This window comes from Polaromonas sp. P1_F9, assembly GCF_056405615.1.
Genome location: NZ_JBFUBT010000004.1, coordinates 162,901 through 178,865 on the forward strand (window position 1 = coordinate 162,901; position 15,965 = coordinate 178,865).

The following is a 15,965-nucleotide window of genomic DNA, read 5'->3' on the forward strand; positions in this document are numbered from 1 at the left end:
TCGCCCCCACGGTCGCTCACTTCGTGTGCTCCCTGCCCCCCGAGGGGGCCGCCCGCCTGCGGTCTGGCAAAGCCAGTCCCGCGGCTCATGCTGGTTTGGGAGAGCAGGGGCGGCTTGCAAGTAGTCACTATCAAATCGATAGCTGCTTGCGCATGCGGGGTAAGGGCTGGATGCCGAAACTCTAAAAACTACAACCTCACAGGAATACCGCGTGCAGCCATGTGCTGCTTGGCCTGCTGCACCGTGTATTCGCCGTAATGAAAGATGCTGGCGGCCAGCACCGCGTCGGCGCCGCCGTTTTGTATGCCGTCGGCCAGGTGCTCCAGGTTGCCGACGCCGCCCGAGGCGATCACCGGCACGCTAATGGCATCGCTCACCGCGCGGGTCAGGGCCAGGTCAAAGCCCGACTTGGTGCCGTCGCGGTCCATGCTGGTCAGCAAAATCTCGCCGGCACCGCGACGCGCCATCTCGGTGGCCCAGGCCACGGCGTCCAGGCCGGTGTTCTTGCGCCCGCCGTGGCTGTAGACGTCCCAGCCCGGGCCGACCGGTTCGCCGGCGGGCGTAAGGCGCTTTTCGTCTTCCGCGCCGCGGCGTTTGGCGTCGATTGCCACCACGATGCACTGCGAGCCATATTTGGCGGAAGCGTCGGCGATCACCTGCGGGTTGGCGATGGCGGCCGAGTTGAAACTGGTCTTGTCGGCGCCGGAGTTGAGAAGGCGGCGAACGTCCTCAACGGTGCGAACACCGCCGCCCACGGTAAGAGGAATGAAGACCTGCGAAGCCACCGCCTCGATGATGGGCAGGATCAGATCACGCCCGTCGCTGGTGGCTGTGATGTCGAGAAAGGTGAGCTCATCGGCGCCCTGCTCGTTGTAGCGCGCAGCAATTTCCACCGGGTCACCCGCGTCGCGCAGCTGGGTGAAATTGACACCTTTGACCACACGGCCGCCGGTGACGTCTAGGCAAGGGATGATTCGTTTGGCTAACATAAGCCCCCACGGTCGCTCACTGCGTGTAGCTCCCTGCCCCCCGAGGGGGCCGCTGCGCCTGCGGCCCGGCAAAGCCGGTTCCGCGGCCCCTGCTGGCGTGAAGAGCCACTAACCCTTGGAGTAGCAGTCATCCGTTTAATTCGTCGGCTCTCGCCTGCGCTTTTTCGAAATCCAGATCACCGCTGTAAATCGAGCGGCCGCAGATCACGCCCTCGACGCCCTCTTCCTCGACTTCACACAGCTTCTCAATATCAGCCATGTTCGAAAGGCCGCCCGAAGCGATCACGGGAATCGTCAGTGCCTGGGCGAGCTTGACGGTGGCGTCGATGTTGATGCCGGTCAGCATGCCGTCGCGGCCGATATCGGTGTAGATGATGGATTCGACGCCGTAGTCCTGGAATTTCTTGCCGAGGTCTACGACCTCGTGGCCGGTCATCTTGCTCCAGCCGTCGGTGGCGACCTTGCCGTCCTTGGCGTCCAGGCCAACGATGATGTGGCCGCCGAAAGCGGTACAAGCGTCTTGCAAAAAGCCGGGGTTTTTGACAGCGGCCGTGCCGATGATGACGTAGCGCAAGCCGGCATCGAGGTAACGTTCAATAGTGTCCAGGTCACGAATGCCGCCGCCCAGCTGCACGTCGATCTCGCTGCCGACTTCCGCCAGGATCTGCTTGATGGCGGCCTCGTTGCGGGGCTTGCCTGCAAAGGCGCCATTCAGGTCCACCAGGTGCAGGCGCCGCGCGCCCTTGTCGACCCAGCTGCGCGCCATGGCGGCCGGGTCTTCGCTGAAGATGGTGGATTGATCCATGTCGCCCTGTTTGAGGCGGACGCAGTGACCGTCTTTCAGGTCAATCGCGGGGATAAGTAGCATGTGCGGTTAAAGACGGTAAAACGGTAAAAGACAAAGCGGACGCTCAGGGTAACAAAAAGCCGGACGCCCCGGTACCGGGTCTGACCCAAGGTATTCAGGGATTCCAGTGCAGGAAATTGCGGTACAGGGCCAGCCCGTGGTCGGCACTCTTTTCGGGGTGGAACTGGGTGGCAAAAATATTATCGCGTGCAATCGCCGCCGTAAAGCGCGCGCCGTAGTCGGCCTCTCCCGCGATGTGGTGTGCATCCGACGGCCGGGCATAAAAGCTGTGTACAAAATAAAAGTACGCGCCGTCGGGCACGCCAGCCCATACCGGGTGGGCCCTGGCCGTGCCCGCACCATTTTGGTAAACCTGGTTCCAGCCCATCTGCGGCACCTTGTAACGGCTGCCGTCGGGCTGGATTTTGCCTGCCAGCTCGAATTTGATGACCTCACCCGGGATCAGGCCCAGGCCGGCGGTGCCCACGCCGCCGTCGCCGGGCTGGCCTTCGTCGCTGTGGCTCAGCAGCATCTGCATGCCAACACAAACGCCGAACAGCGGCTTGTTGGCGGCCGCGTGCAGCACCGACTCCAGCATGCCGGATTCGGCCAGCTCGCGCATGCAGTCGGCAATGGCACCCTGGCCGGGCAGCACGATGCGTTCGGCCGACATCACGTCTTCGGCCCGGGAGGTGACCAGCACGTCAAAGCCGCTGCCGCCCGCCACATGGCGGACAGCCTGTGATACGGAATGCAGGTTGCCCATGCCGTAGTCGACCACGGCGACTGTTTTGGGTTTTGCCATTGGGGTCGAAAGGTATTGTTGCTATAAATTTAATAGCTGCTTGCGCTTGCCACTATTGGGCCAGAGGCGAAAACAGGCATTAAAAAACAGGGTTGAACGTGTTTCCAGCGTTTTGGGCGGTTGGGAGGACTACAGCGAGCCCTTGGTCGATGGGATCACACCTGCGGCGCGCGGGTCGATCTCCAGCGCCATGCGCAGCGCGCGGGCAAATGCCTTGAACACGGTTTCGGCCTGGTGGTGGGCGTTTTCGCCCTTGAGGTTGTCGATGTGCAAGGTCACAAAGGCGTGGTTCACAAAGCCCTGAAAGAATTCGTAGGCGAGCTGGCTGTCGAAAGTGCCGATCATGCCGCTCTTGAAGGGCACATGCATCTCAAGGCCCGGACGGCCCGAGAAATCGACCACCACGCGCGACAGTGCCTCGTCGAGCGGCACATAGGCGTGGCCGTAGCGACGCAGGCCTTTCTTGTCGCCCACGGCCTTGGCCACTGCTTGCCCCAACGTAATGCCCACGTCTTCCACCGTGTGGTGGCCATCAATGTGCAAATCGCCCTTGGCCTGGATGTCGAGGTCGATCAACCCGTGGCGGGCGATCTGGTCCAGCATGTGGTCGAAAAAACCGATGCCCGTGGAGAGGCTGGCTTTGCCGGTGCCGTCCAGGTTGAGCTTGACGGTGATCTGGGTTTCAGCGGTGTTGCGTGAAACCTCGGCAATGCGGGGAGCGTGGGTAGGGATGGTCATAGGGATTTTTCAAGCGCCGCCAGCATTTGCACGTTCTCGTCCGCGGTGCCGACCGTCAGGCGCAAACAATTGGCCAGCAATGGGTGCATTTTAGAAACGTTTTTGACCAGGACCTTGCGCGATTTCATGCCTTCGAAGGTTTTGGCGGCGTCGGGCACGCGCACCAGGATCATGTTGGCGTCGCTTTTCCAGGCTTTGACGCCCTTGGCCGCCATGCCGGCCAGGGCCTGCAGCAACACAGCACGTTGGGCCACCAGCTCCGCGGCCTGGGCGGCGAATTCACCCTGGTGCTCCAGCGCGAACAACGCGCATTCGTAGTTGAGCACGCTGATGTTGTAGGGCGGGCGTACCTTGTCAACTTCGGCGATCAGCGCCTTCGGGCCCATCATGTAGCCGATGCGCACGCCGGCCAGGCCGAACTTGCTCAGGGTGCGCATCAGCAGCACATGGCCATGCCTGGCGATGCGGTCGATGTAGCTTTTGCTCGAAAACGGCTGGTAGGCCTCGTCCATAACAACCAGGCCGGGCGCGGCTTCGATGATCTTTTCAATCACCGCGTCGTCCCACAGGTTGGCCGTCGGGTTGTTCGGGTAGGCCAGGTAAATGATGGACGGCTGGTGCTCGGCAATGGCGGCCAGCATGGCGGCTTCGTCGAGCTCGAAGTCGGCCGTCAGCGGCACGCCGATGAATTTGAGGCCTTGCAGCTGCGCGCTCATGGCGTACATCACAAAGCCTGGCAGCGGCGCCAATATCGCGGCGGCTGGCCGGCCGCCGCTTCCTGCTTCGCCTTCCACATCGCAGGCCATGGCCAGCAGCGAGATCAGCTCGTCCGAGCCATTGCCCAGCATGATGTCGAAGCCCTCGGGCATCTGCGCATAGTCGGCCAGGGCCTTGCGCAGATCATTCACGCGGCCATCGGGATAGCGGTTCAATGCCAGCGCACCCAGTCGCTGACCCAGATGGGCCTGCAGCGATGCCGGCAGGCGGTGCGGGTTCTCCATGGCATCGAGCTTGACCATGCCGGCCGATTCCTGAATGGCATAGGCGTGCATGGACTGCACGTCCTGGCGAAAGATGTGGGCCCCCACGCTTGTCGCTTCGCGTGCCTTCGGCGGTACGCTGCCCCTTTCACCAAGAAGAGGGGCGCTGCGCCTGCGGCCCGGCAAAGCCGGTTCCGCGGCCCCGGCTGGTGAGGAGAGGTCTGACTTGTCGCTTGCTGCGCTCATTTTTTCATTCTCATCTCGGCCGCCCGCGCATGCGCCTGCAGGCCCTCGCCATAAGCAAGTTCTGCGGCGATCTTGCCGAGGACTTGCGCACCGGCTTCGCTGACCTCGATGAGGCTGGAGCGTTTCTGGAAATCGTAGACGCCCAGCGGCGAGCTGAAGCGTGCCGTGCCGCTGGTGGGCAGCACGTGGTTGGGGCCGGCGCAGTAGTCGCCCAGTGATTCGCTGGTATAGGCGCCCAGGAAGATGGCGCCAGCGTGCTTGAGCAGTGGCTCCCACTCGTGCGGGTCGCGGCTTGAGACTTCGAGGTGTTCGGGTGCGATGCGGTTGCTGATCTCGCAGGCCTCTTCCATGCTGCGGGTGTGGATTAGCGCGCCGCGGCCGGTGAGGGATTTGGCAATGATCTCGGCGCGCGGCATCTCGGGCAGCAGGCGGTCGATGGCGGCCTGCACGGCGTCGATGTAGCCGGCGTCGGGGCACAGCAGGATGCTTTGCGCGAGCTCGTCGTGCTCGGCCTGGCTGAACAAGTCCATGGCCACCCAATCGGCGGGCGTGCTGCCGTCGGCCAGTACCAGGATTTCAGACGGGCCGGCAATCATGTCGATGCCCACGGTGCCGAAAACGCGCTTTTTGGCGCTGGCCACATAGGCGTTGCCGGGGCCGGTAATCTTGTCGACCTTGGGCACGGTCTGCGTGCCGTAGGCCAGTGCGGCCACAGCCTGCGCACCGCCGATGGTGAAGGCGCGAGTGACGCCGGCCACGTAGGCGGCGGCCAGCACCAGGGCGTTTTTCTCGCCCTTGGGCGTGGGGACCACCATGATGATTTCGCCGACACCGGCCACGTGGGCGGGAATCGCGTTCATCAGCACCGACGACGGGTAGGCCGCTTTGCCGCCGGGCACATAGATGCCGACGCGGTCGAGTGGCGTGACCTTCTGGCCCAGCAAGGTGCCGTCTTCGTCGCGGTAGCTCCAGCTTTCGCCGCTGGCCTTCTTCTGGGCCTCGTGGTAGCTGCGCACACGGCGTGCGGCGGCTTCGAGGGCATCACGCTGGGCAGCCGGGATGGCATCGAACGCGGCTTTCAGCTCGGCCTGGGTGAGTTCAAGCTGGCCCATGGAAGAAACGTCCAGCCCGTCAAATCGCGCCGTGTATTCAAGCACCGCCGCATCGCCACGCTGCTGCACGTCCGCCAGAATGTCGGCCACGCGCTGCTCGATGGCCGCGTCGGTGTCGGCAGACCAATGCAGCCTAGCCTTGAATTCAGTATCAAAAGTGGCCGTAGCCGTTGATAAACGTGCGGGAGCAGCTATTAATTTCATAGCATCAAAACTCAAGATTTGGCTGTGGCAGCGGCGAAGGCATCGATCAGCTTGCGAATGGGCTCTTGCTTGAGCTTGAGCGCGGTCTGGTTCACGACGAGGTGCGAGCTGATGTCCATGATGCGTTCGACCTCGACCAGGTGGTTGGCCTTGAGCGTGCTGCCGGTCGACACCAGGTCGACAATCGCGTCGGCCAGGCCCGTGAGCGGTGCCAGCTCCATGCTGCCGTAGAGCTTGATCAAGTCGACGTGCACGCCCTTGGTGGCGAAAAAGTCGCGGGCAATCGCCACGTACTTGGTGGCCACTTTCAGGCGCGAGCCCTGGCGCACGGCGGCGGCGTAGTCAAAACCCTCGCGCACAGCCACACTGATGCGGCACTTGGCGATCTGCAAATCGAGCGGCTGGTACAGGCCCTGGCTGCCCGATTCGATCAGCGTGTCTTTGCCGACCACACCGAGATCGGCGCCGCCGTACTGCACATAGGTGGGCACGTCGGTGGCGCGCACCAGCACCACGCGCAGGCCGGGCTGGTTGGTGTCCAGAATCAGCTTGCGGGATTTTTCCGGGTCGTCCAGCACCTCGATGCCGGCGCTTTTGAGCAGCGGCAGGATGTCGTCGAAGATGCGGCCTTTGGATAACGCCAGGGTGATCATGCCTTGACTCGCTCTATGTCGGCACCGATTCCGCGCAGTTTTGCTTCCATCTGGTCGTAGCCGCGGTCCAGATGGTAAATACGGTCCACCATGGTTTCACCTTCGGCCACCAGGCCGGCAATCACCAGGCTGGCGGAGGCGCGCAAATCAGTGGCCATCACGGTGGCACCCGACAACTTTTCAACGCCCTCCATGACGGCGATCTTGCCGTCGATCTGGATCTTCGCGCCCAGACGTACCATTTCGTTGACGTGCATGAAGCGGTTTTCAAAAATCGTCTCGGTCACCGTGCTGCTGCCCTGTGCAATGGCGTTCAGCGCCATGAACTGGGCCTGCATGTCGGTCGGGAAGCCGGGATATTCGGTCGTGCGGAAGGATTGCGCCTTCATGCGGCCGCTGGCCTGGATGCGGATAAATCCCTCGCCCGCAGTCACCACGGCGCCGGCTTCATGCAGCTTGTCGATCACGGCATCGAGGTGGTCGGCGCGGCCGTGCTTCAAGACCACGTCGCCACCGGCAGCGGCCACCGCGCACAGGAAGGTGCCGGTTTCAATGCGGTCGGCCACCACCTGGTGGGTGCAGCCATGCAGGTGCTCGACGCCCTGAATACGGATGCGGCGCGTGCCGTGCCCTTCAATTTTCGCGCCCATCTTGATGAGCATTTCAGCCAGGTCGCCAATCTCGGGCTCCTGCGCGGCGTTCTCCAGGATGGTTTCGCCTTCTGCCAGGCTGGCCGCCATCAGGAAGTTTTCAGTGCCGGTCACCGTCACCATGTCGGTGGTGATGCTGGTGCCCTTGAGTCGCTTCTGACCAGGCGGCAGCTTGGCGATCATGTAGCCGTGCTCCACGGCGATTTCAGCGCCCATGGCCTGCATGCCCTTGATGTGCTGGTCGACCGGGCGCGAACCAATGGCGCAACCGCCGGGCAGTGACACAGTCGCTTCGCCAAAGCGCGCCAGCAGCGGGCCGAGGGCCAGCACGGAAGCGCGCATGGTTTTGACGAGCTCATAAGGGGCTTCCGGTGAGCTCAGGCCACCGGCATTGAGAACCACGGTGCTGGGCACGTCCTGGCTGCGTTCGGCCTGCACGCCCATGTTGCGCACCAGCTTGAGCATGGTGGCCACATCCTGCAGGCGCGGCACATTCTGCAGCGTCACCGTGTCGGCCGTCAGCAGGGCTGCACAAAGCTCCGGGAGCGCGGCATTCTTGGCGCCGGAAATTTCGACCGTGCCGGCGAGTGATTTGCCGCCCCTGATGAGTAATTTGTCCATGTTCTTTTATTGCGTATTGTTGTTGGCCCATTCCGCGGGCGTATAGGTCTTCATCGACAGCGCATGCACTTCGTCGGTCTGCATGCGGCCACCCAGCGTGGCGTACACCTTCTGGTGGCGCTGGATCAAGCGCAGGCCCTCAAAGGCACTGGAGATGATTGTCGCGTACCAGTGGCGGCCGTCGCCCGACAGCTCGATGTGCTCACAGGGCAGGCCTGCGGCAATGATGGCTTGGAGTTCTTCGCTGGTCATGTTGTTGTTCAGTCAGTGTCTTATTTTGTAGCCGGTGCGCAGCATGTTGACGGCGACTGCGCTGACGACGAATAGCGCGGTGGCCACGATGCCCAGACTCAACCAGGGAGATACATCGCTGACACCAAAGAATCCATAACGGAAGCCATCAATCATGTAGAAAAACGGGTTGAGGTGGCTGACCTTTTGCCAAAACGGTGGCAGCGAGTGAATCGAATAAAACACACCGCTCAAAAAGGTCATCGGCATGATGACAAAGTTCTGGAAGGCCGCCATCTGGTCGAACTTTTCAGACCAGAGGCCGGCAATCACGCCCAACGCACCCAGCATGGCGGCGCCCAGCACCGCAAACAGCACAATCCACAGCGGCGCCACAAAAGCGGGCTGTCCAAAAAACACGGTGACGGCAAACACGCCGGTGCCCACCAGCAGGCCACGCGCGACGGACGAGCCGACGTACGCAAAAAACCAGTGCCAGTGCGACAGCGGTGTGAGCAGCACAAACACCAGGCTGCCCATGATCTTGCTCTGGATCAGCGAGGAAGAGCTGTTGGCGAACGCGTTCTGCAGCACGCTCATCATCACGAGACCCGGCACCAGGAAGGCGGTGTAGCTGACCTGGTCGTAAACCTTGACCTGATCCTGCAGCACGTGGCCAAAGATCAGCATGTAGAGCACGGCGGTCAACACCGGGGCTCCGACCGTCTGGAAACCCACTTTCCAGAAGCGCAGGGTTTCCTTGTAGAGCAGTGTTTGCCAGCCAGTCATGTTGCTACTTTCGCGAAATCTACCGTCACGCCTGCGGTGTCGGCAACCGGCTTTTTGTTCATAACGTCCAGAAACACGTCTTCCAGGTCGGCCTTGCGGATTTCAACGTCTTCCGCTATCAGCCCCGCCTCACGGATGGCCGCGAGGTATTGTTCGATTTCATTGGCGTTATGCGCCGGGAACTGCACGATGCGGCCGGTGATGCGGGCCTGCGCGGCCAGGTGTACCGGCAATTCGCTGTCGATCTTGAAGCGCAGCACATTGGAGGACGCGGCCTTGAGCAGCTCGGATGTTTGCGCCAGCGCCACCACCCGCCCCTGCTTGAGCATGGCGATACGGCTGCACAGGGCCTCGGCTTCTTCGAGGTAGTGCGTGGTCAGCAGCACCGTGCTTCCCTGTTTGTTGAGTTTGGCGATGAACTGCCACAGCGTCTGGCGCAGTTCGACATCAACGCCCGCAGTGGGCTCGTCCAGCACGATGACCTGCGGCTTGTGCACCAGCGCCTGCGCCACCAGCACGCGGCGCTTCATGCCGCCGGAGAGCTGGCGCATGTTGGCATTGGCCTTGTCGGCCAGCCCCAGGCTGACCAGCAGTTCGTCGATCCAGTCGTCGTTGCGTTTGATGCCGAAATAGCCGGACTGGATGCGCAGCGCCTCGCGCACGGAGAAAAAGGGGTCAAACACCAGCTCCTGGGGTACGACGCCGAGTTTTCGCCTTGCATTGGCATAGTCGGTGAGCACGTCGCTGCCATGCACCAGGACCCGGCCGCTGCTCGCGCGCGAAAGGCCGGCGAGTATGCTGATGAGAGAGGTTTTTCCGGCGCCGTTAGGGCCCAGCAAGCCAAAAAATTCGCCTTGCCGGATATCAAAACTGACGTCGTCCAGCGCCTTGACAGCAGGCCCCGTCTGATTTCGCGTGGATGAGTAGGTTTTGGAGACGGACTGAAATGAGATCGCTGGCATGAGCCCGCCATTTTAAGGGCGGATGCTGTTTTTATCCGGGTCGGCGGCTGAATGCCCTGCGTCAGAACCCCGATGGGGGAAGAAACCCGAAAGCGGCGTCTCAGGCCGCCGGGGCGGCAGCGGCGGGAATCAGCTCTGCCACGCCATACAGGCCTGCCAACTGACGCAGGCGAGCCGGCAAGCCAGCCACCGAAAACGCCTTGCCGGCAGCCAGCGCTTCACGCCGGCACTCCAGCAGCACCGCCAGCGCGGAGGAGTCAAACTCCTTCAGCGCGCCTGCATCGGCCACCACGCCGGCCGGCTGGGACAGCACGGCCTGCTTGAGGCCGAGGGCAAACCCGGCAGCCTCGGCATGCGTGAGGACAGAAGGAAGCGTCAGCACTGGCGATGCCCGCTCAGGGCTTCTTGGCAACAGCCGCGCCTGCGCCGGTATTGGACTGATTGCGCTGAACCAGGGAAGCGATCAGGCCATCAACGCCCTTGGCGCTGATTTCCTGGGCGAACTGGGTACGGTAGGTTTCCACCAGCCAGACGCCCAGCACGTTGAGGTCATAGATCTTCCAGCCCGTGGCGGTCTTTTCCATACGGTAATCCAGCTGGATTGGATCGCCCCGGCCCAGAACTTCAGTGCGGACGACGACCTCCGTATCTTCCGGTGCTGCGCGCAAGGGCTTGACGTTGACGCTTTGGTCACTGACCTGTGCCAGTGCGCCTGAATAGGTGCGGATCAGCAGGGTCTTGAACTCGTCCTGTAGCTTTTTTTGCTGCTCAGGCGTGGCCTGGCGCCAGTTGCGGCCGACGGCAGAGGCCGTCATGCGCGTGAAGTTCACGTTGGGCATGATCTTGCTATCGACGAGCGCGAGCACCCTGGTGAGGTCACCGGCTTTCACAGCCTTGTCTGTCTTGATGTTGTCCAGCACATCGGCCGAGACGCGCTTGATCAGGGCATCGGGTGCCTCATCGGCTGCGCGAACGAGAGGCGCGGACCCCATCAGGGCCAGACTGAGGGCGGCGGTGAATAAATGGCCAAGTGTTCTACGTTTCATGACTTTCCTTCTTTGAAGAAGCATGCGGTTGCGAAAATTGCAGTACCCCGTATAGATACGTCGCTGCTGCAACCGATGGTTCGATGGTTATTCTGCGGGATGGTTTCCGGGCTGTGAATGAAGTTTTACGGCAGTCTTGTAAATATTGTTTGCAATCAACAACCTTTTGACCCCTGTTCAAACCCGGCAGGACGCTATTTGGCGGCGGAGGCTGGTGCCGCGGGGGCGGCCGATGCGCCTTCCGGCAAATCGTAACGCTCCTCTTTCTCTTCCGAAGTCCCACCTATCAGGCTGCGGCGGCGCTGCAGGTAGATTTCGCGGGTGAAGCTGTATTTGTCGAGTGCGGCCTGGTCCAGGACATCGCCGGCCCCGAGCACGTTGGCCCTGGCATTCACCAGGCGCAAAGTCGTCAGGGAATTGCGGGCACGGACATTGTCGATCCGGCTTACCAGGTCGCCCTGGTAATCAACCAGCGAACCTACCGAATCACGCGCGGAAGAAGGGCCCAGCAAAGGCAGCACGAGGTAGGGACCCGAGCCCACACCCCAAACGCCGAGCGTCTGGCCAAAATCTTCCGAGTGCTTGGGAATTTTCAGATCGCTGGCAACGTCAAAAATGCCACCCACGCCCCAGATGGTATTGGTCGTGACGCGGAAAAAACTCTCGATAGAAGCCTGGCCTTTACCCTGGAGCAGGTTGTTGACGGTGGACCACACGTCGGAAATGTTGCCGAAGAAATTGGTGACACCGGTGCGCACAGGCGCAGGCGTGATATCCCGGTACGCGGTTGCCACGGGTTTGACGACGGCGCGGTCCACACCGTCATTGAAATTGAACATGGTCCGGTTGAACGGCTCCAGCGGATCGGACGGACTCGCATTGGGACCGGTAGCACACCCCTGAAGAAATGCCAGTGCAAGCACTGCCGCAGCCCAGCCGGCCGGTTTTTTCATCATGATTTCTGCTGTCATTTTTTTTCTGGCGTCCCTGATGGCGGCGCAGACCCTGATCCGGAACTGCTGTCTGCCGCCTTGCTGTATAAAAACTGGCTGATCAGATTCTCAAGCACCACGGCGGACTGCGTGTTTTTGACTACGTCCCCCGCGGCAAGATTTTTCTCGTCCCCACCGGCCTCCACGCCGATGTACTGCTCGCCCAGCAACCCGCTGGTCAAAATCTTCAGCGAGCTGTCTTTCGGAAACACGTAACGGCTTTCCATGGCCAGATTGACGCTGGCCTGGTAGGACTTGTCATCGAAAGTGATGTTTTCAACCCTGCCCACCACCACGCCAGCGCTTTTGACCGCGGCTCGCGGCTTGAGGCCGCCAATGTTGTCGAATTTCGCCGTCACCTTGTACGAGGTGTCGAAATTCAGGCTGAGCAGATTCGCGGACTTGAGCGCCAGAAACAGGATGGCGGCGCCGCCAATCAACACGAACAAACCCACCCACAGATCATTTTTGGAACGTTGCATCGTTTTCTTTCAGTGGCCTGGTCCGGCGTTTTCGCCATTCCGGGCTGTTTTGTCCTTGTGGGGCTCACCCAAGGCAAACACTGGGAAGCAGGATTTTCTCATGGGCGAATTAAAAATGTATGAAGACGGTTTTAAAGGCTGAACATCGAGGCGGTCAGCAGGAAATCCAGCCCGAGCACGGCCAGCGACGCAACCACCACGGTCCGCGTGGTCGCGCGCGACACGCCCTCGGGCGTCGGCTGGGCCTCGAAACCCTGGTGCAAGGCCACAAAAGTGACCGTGACGCCAAACACAAAGCTCTTGATGATGCCGTTGCCTACGTCGCGCCAGACATCGACTCCCGACTGCATCTGGCTCCAGAAGGAGCCCGCATCAATACCGATCATGACCACGCCCACCAGCCAGCCACCCATGATGCCCACCGCGCTGAACACGGCAGCCAGAAGGGGCATGGCGATGATGCCGCCCCAGAAACGGGGCGCCAGGATGCGCCGCACCGGGTCCACCGCCATCATTTCCATGGCTGAGAGCTGTTCGCCGGCTTTCATCAGGCCGATTTCGGCCGTCAACGCCGTGCCGGCACGGCCGGCAAACAGCAAAGCAGTGACCACCGGCCCGAGTTCGCGCACGAGGCTGAGCGCCACCAGCAAGCCCAGTGCTTCTGCCGAGCCATAGCGCTGCAGCGTGTAGTAGCCCTGCAGCCCCAGCACAAAGCCGACAAAAAGGCCGGACACGGCAATGATGGCCAGCGAGTAGTTGCCCAAAAAGAAGATTTGGTCGCGCACCAGGCCAAAGCGGGCCAGGGCGGGGCCGGTCAGGGCCACCAGCCGGGACATCAGCCGCGCAGCATAGCCCAGCTCGGCCAGCTGGCTGCGCACGGAAAAACCGAGGCCTGAAATCAGGGCGGCAGGGCTATAGCGGCTCATGCGCGCTTCCCTGATTTGGCCGCCGGGCTGCCGAAATCGGCCTCCACAGTGGGGCCCGGATAGTGGAATTTCACGGGGCCTTCGCTTTCGGCATTGACAAACTGGTGCACCAGCGGATCGGTGGAGCGACGCACCTCGTCGGGTGTGCCCTGCGCCGCAATGCCGCCATTGGCCAGGATGATGACCTTGTCGGCAATGCGGAAGGTTTCTTCCAGATCATGCGACACCACCACGCTGGTGATGCCCAGCGTATCATTGAGCTGGCGTATGAGCTGCGCGGCGGTGCCGAGCGAGATCGGATCGAGCCCGGAGAACGGTTCATCGTACATGATGAGTTCCGGATCCAGCACAATGGCCCGCGCCAGCGCAACCCGGCGGGCCATGCCGCCCGAAATCTCGCTGGGCAGCAGGTCCCGCGCGCCGCGCAGGCCCACCGCATTGAGTTTCATCAGCACGATATCGCGGATCAGGGCTTCACCCAATTCGGTGTGCTCGCGCAAGGGAAACGCCACATTGTCGAAAACACTCAGATCGGTGAACAACGCACCGAACTGGAACAGCATGCCCATGCGACGGCGCGCGGCGTAGAGTTCCGCCTGGGCCAGCTGGCCGACGTCCTTGCCGTCGAACAGCACAGCGCCGCTGACAGCCTTTTGCTGCCCGCCGATGAGGCGCAGCACGGTGGTTTTGCCGCCTCCCGAAGCGCCCATCAGCGCGGTAACCTTGCCGCGAGGCACGGACAGCGTGACCTTGTCCAGGATGACGCGATCACCGGCGGAGCCGGGATAGGAAAACGTCACATCCTTGAACTCAACCAATGATGAAGCGGAAATGTCGGGCATTGAAGGAGAAAAGACAGGCCAGCAGGCGTGCTGGCTTGGGTAAGTAATACCGAATGATACGGGGTTTGCCCTTATACAGCCCCTGACCGCAAACCAAAAACCTTGGGCTGAGCGGCCTAAAGCAGCGAGGGTGGCCCAAAAAAACGGCCGCTTTATCGGGCAGATAGTGGCCGCAAGCCACGACCATCCGGCGCAAGCAGCTATTTTTTTGATAGCGCCCGGGATTTTCGGTGTTATTTGCCAACCAGGCAGGTGTGCGCAAAGCGCAACGGACCGTCACGCCAATTGGGGGATTCCTGGGGGTTTGGCGCCATTTCACGCAACCCGGGCACCAACCTGGGCCTCTTGATCGCCCTTTTTTGGCGATTTATAAACGCTGGCACTTAGCGAGGCAGATCGCTAAAACCCATCAAAAACTCGTCGACAGCACGCGCGGCCTGGCGGCCTTCGCGAATCGCCCAGACCACCAGGCTCTGGCCGCGGCGGATGTCGCCTGCCGCAAACACCTTGGGCACGTTGGTGGCGTAGCCGCCGGTGAAGTCGGTATGGGCCTTGGCGTTGCCGCGGTTGTCTTTTTCGATGCCGAACGCATCCAGAACCGACGCCACCGGTGAGATAAAGCCCATAGCCAGCAGCACCAGGTCGGCCTTGAGGGTTTGCTCGGAGCCGGGCACTTCCACCATCTTGCCGTCTTTCCATTCGACGCGAACGGTCTTCAGGCCCGTGACTTTGCCTTTTTCGCCCATCAGCTCTTTGGTGGAGATGGCGAATTGGCGCTCGCAGCCTTCTTCGTGGCTGGAAGACGTACGCAGCTTGATCGGCCAGTAAGGCCAGGTCATGGGGCGGTTTTCTTCTTCGGGCGGCTGGGGCATCAGCTCGAACTGCGTGACGCTGACAGCGCCGTGGCGGTTGCTGGTGCCCACGCAATCAGAACCCGTATCGCCGCCACCGATCACGATGACGTGCTTGCCGTCTGCGCGCAATTGGCCTTTGACCTTGTCACCTGCGTTGATCTTGTTTTGCTGGGGCAAAAACTCCATCGCGAAGTGCACGCCGTCCAGGTCGCGGCCGGGCACGGGCAGGTCGCGCGACTGCTCGGCGCCGCCCGTGAGGATCACGGCGTCGAAGTCTTTTTGCAGTTGCTCGGGCGTGATGCTTTCTTTCGCCCAGTTGGTAACCTTGGAGTCCTTTGGCAGGCTGCCCACCATCACACCGGTGCGAAAGTTCACGCCCTCGGCCTTCATCTGCTCGACGCGGCGGTCGATGTGGACCTTTTCCATCTTGAAGTCGGGGATGCCGTAGCGCAGCAGGCCGCCGATGCGGTCATTCTTCTCGAACAACGTCACGTCATGGCCGGCGCGCGCCAGTTGCTGCGCAGCGGCCATGCCGGCGGGGCCGGAACCGACCACGGCAACCTTCTTGCCGGTCTTGTGCTTGGGCATCACGGGTTTGACCCAGCCTTCGGACCAGGCGCGGTCGATGATGGCGTGCTCAATCGACTTGATGCCTACGGCGTCGTCATTCACGTTCAGCGTGCAGGCGGCTTCGCAGGGCGCGGGGCAGATGCGGCCGGTGAACTCGGGGAAATTGTTGGTGCTGTGCAGCGTGTCGATCGCGTTTTTCCAATCAGAGCGGAACACCATGTCGTTGAAGTCCGGAATGATGTTGTTGACCGGGCAGCCGCTGTTGCAAAAGGGCGTGCCGCAGTCCATGCAGCGCGCGGCCTGCTTGTTGGCCTGCGCGTCGTCCAGCCCGATGACAAATTCCTTGTAGTTCTTCAGGCGCTCCGGCACGGGCTTGTAGCCCTCCTCGATGCGCTCGTATTCCATGAAGCCGGTGATTTTTCCCAT

Annotated in this window: 18 protein-coding genes; all 18 read right to left on the reverse strand. The window is 61.7% G+C overall.

Annotated features, from left to right (window positions below; all coding sequences use genetic code 11):
• Positions 1-188: 188 nt before the first annotated feature.
• Positions 189-989, reverse strand: coding sequence for an imidazole glycerol phosphate synthase subunit HisF (gene hisF, locus AC1DYR_RS12330; protein WP_477705346.1), 801 nt, complete (start codon positions 987-989; stop codon positions 189-191).
• A gap of 127 nt (positions 990-1,116) precedes the next feature.
• A complete protein-coding gene (gene hisA / locus AC1DYR_RS12335; protein ID WP_477705347.1) occupies positions 1,117-1,857 on the reverse strand; it encodes a 1-(5-phosphoribosyl)-5-[(5-phosphoribosylamino)methylideneamino]imidazole-4-carboxamide isomerase in 741 nt (246 codons plus the stop codon).
• A 94-nt stretch (positions 1,858-1,951) separates the two neighbouring features.
• Positions 1,952-2,641, reverse strand: coding sequence for an imidazole glycerol phosphate synthase subunit HisH (hisH, locus tag AC1DYR_RS12340; protein WP_477705348.1), 690 nt, complete (start codon positions 2,639-2,641; stop codon positions 1,952-1,954).
• A gap of 129 nt (positions 2,642-2,770) precedes the next feature.
• Complete coding sequence (gene hisB, locus AC1DYR_RS12345) at positions 2,771-3,379, reverse strand: imidazoleglycerol-phosphate dehydratase HisB (protein WP_477705349.1); 609 nt, start codon at positions 3,377-3,379, stop codon at positions 2,771-2,773.
• Positions 3,376-4,467, reverse strand: coding sequence for a histidinol-phosphate transaminase (hisC, locus tag AC1DYR_RS12350; protein WP_477705350.1), 1,092 nt, complete (start codon positions 4,465-4,467; stop codon positions 3,376-3,378). Before hisC ends, hisB begins: the two co-directional genes overlap by 4 nt.
• A 134-nt stretch (positions 4,468-4,601) precedes the next feature.
• Complete coding sequence (gene hisD / locus AC1DYR_RS12355) at positions 4,602-5,921, reverse strand: histidinol dehydrogenase (RefSeq protein WP_477705913.1); 1,320 nt, start codon at positions 5,919-5,921, stop codon at positions 4,602-4,604.
• Between the two features lie 11 nt (positions 5,922-5,932).
• The gene (gene hisG, locus AC1DYR_RS12360; RefSeq protein ID WP_477705351.1) at positions 5,933-6,574 is read right to left on the reverse strand and encodes an ATP phosphoribosyltransferase; all 642 of its coding nucleotides are present in this window, start codon (positions 6,572-6,574) and stop codon (positions 5,933-5,935) included.
• On the reverse strand, positions 6,571-7,845 hold the full coding sequence (gene murA, locus AC1DYR_RS12365) for a UDP-N-acetylglucosamine 1-carboxyvinyltransferase (protein WP_477705352.1): 1,275 nt from the start codon (positions 7,843-7,845) through the stop codon (positions 6,571-6,573). Before murA ends, hisG begins: the two co-directional genes overlap by 4 nt.
• Positions 7,846-7,851: 6 nt before the next feature.
• A complete protein-coding gene (locus AC1DYR_RS12370) occupies positions 7,852-8,097 on the reverse strand; it encodes a BolA family protein (RefSeq protein ID WP_477649156.1) in 246 nt (81 codons plus the stop codon).
• A gap of 12 nt (positions 8,098-8,109) precedes the next feature.
• Positions 8,110-8,865: an ABC transporter permease gene (locus AC1DYR_RS12375; protein WP_477705353.1), complete on the reverse strand. Its 756-nt coding sequence runs from the start codon at positions 8,863-8,865 to the stop codon at positions 8,110-8,112.
• Entirely contained in the window at positions 8,862-9,827 is a 966-nt protein-coding gene (locus AC1DYR_RS12380; protein ID WP_477705354.1) for an ABC transporter ATP-binding protein, read from the reverse strand. Before AC1DYR_RS12380 ends, AC1DYR_RS12375 begins: the two co-directional genes overlap by 4 nt.
• Before the next feature lie 100 nt (positions 9,828-9,927).
• On the reverse strand, positions 9,928-10,209 hold the full coding sequence (locus AC1DYR_RS12385; protein WP_477669872.1) for an STAS domain-containing protein: 282 nt from the start codon (positions 10,207-10,209) through the stop codon (positions 9,928-9,930).
• A gap of 13 nt (positions 10,210-10,222) precedes the next feature.
• Positions 10,223-10,873, reverse strand: a complete 651-nt coding sequence (locus AC1DYR_RS12390) for an MlaC/ttg2D family ABC transporter substrate-binding protein (RefSeq protein ID WP_477705355.1) — start codon at positions 10,871-10,873, stop codon at positions 10,223-10,225.
• A gap of 194 nt (positions 10,874-11,067) precedes the next feature.
• The gene (locus AC1DYR_RS12395; protein WP_477705356.1) at positions 11,068-11,829 is read right to left on the reverse strand and encodes an MlaA family lipoprotein; all 762 of its coding nucleotides are present in this window, start codon (positions 11,827-11,829) and stop codon (positions 11,068-11,070) included.
• An 11-nt stretch (positions 11,830-11,840) separates the two neighbouring features.
• A complete protein-coding gene (gene mlaD, locus AC1DYR_RS12400; protein WP_457279721.1) occupies positions 11,841-12,347 on the reverse strand; it encodes an outer membrane lipid asymmetry maintenance protein MlaD in 507 nt (168 codons plus the stop codon).
• Positions 12,348-12,478: 131 nt separating this feature from the next.
• Positions 12,479-13,273 (reverse strand): lipid asymmetry maintenance ABC transporter permease subunit MlaE, encoded by a 795-nt coding sequence (mlaE, locus tag AC1DYR_RS12405; protein WP_477705357.1) that lies wholly within the window; start codon positions 13,271-13,273, stop codon positions 12,479-12,481.
• Positions 13,270-14,115 (reverse strand): ABC transporter ATP-binding protein, encoded by an 846-nt coding sequence (locus AC1DYR_RS12410; protein ID WP_477705358.1) that lies wholly within the window; start codon positions 14,113-14,115, stop codon positions 13,270-13,272. Before AC1DYR_RS12410 ends, mlaE begins: the two co-directional genes overlap by 4 nt.
• Before the next feature lie 383 nt (positions 14,116-14,498).
• Positions 14,499-15,965 carry a glutamate synthase subunit beta gene (locus AC1DYR_RS12415; RefSeq protein WP_477705359.1) on the reverse strand — a complete coding sequence of 489 codons (1,467 nt, stop codon included), beginning with the start codon at positions 15,963-15,965 and terminating at the stop codon, positions 14,499-14,501.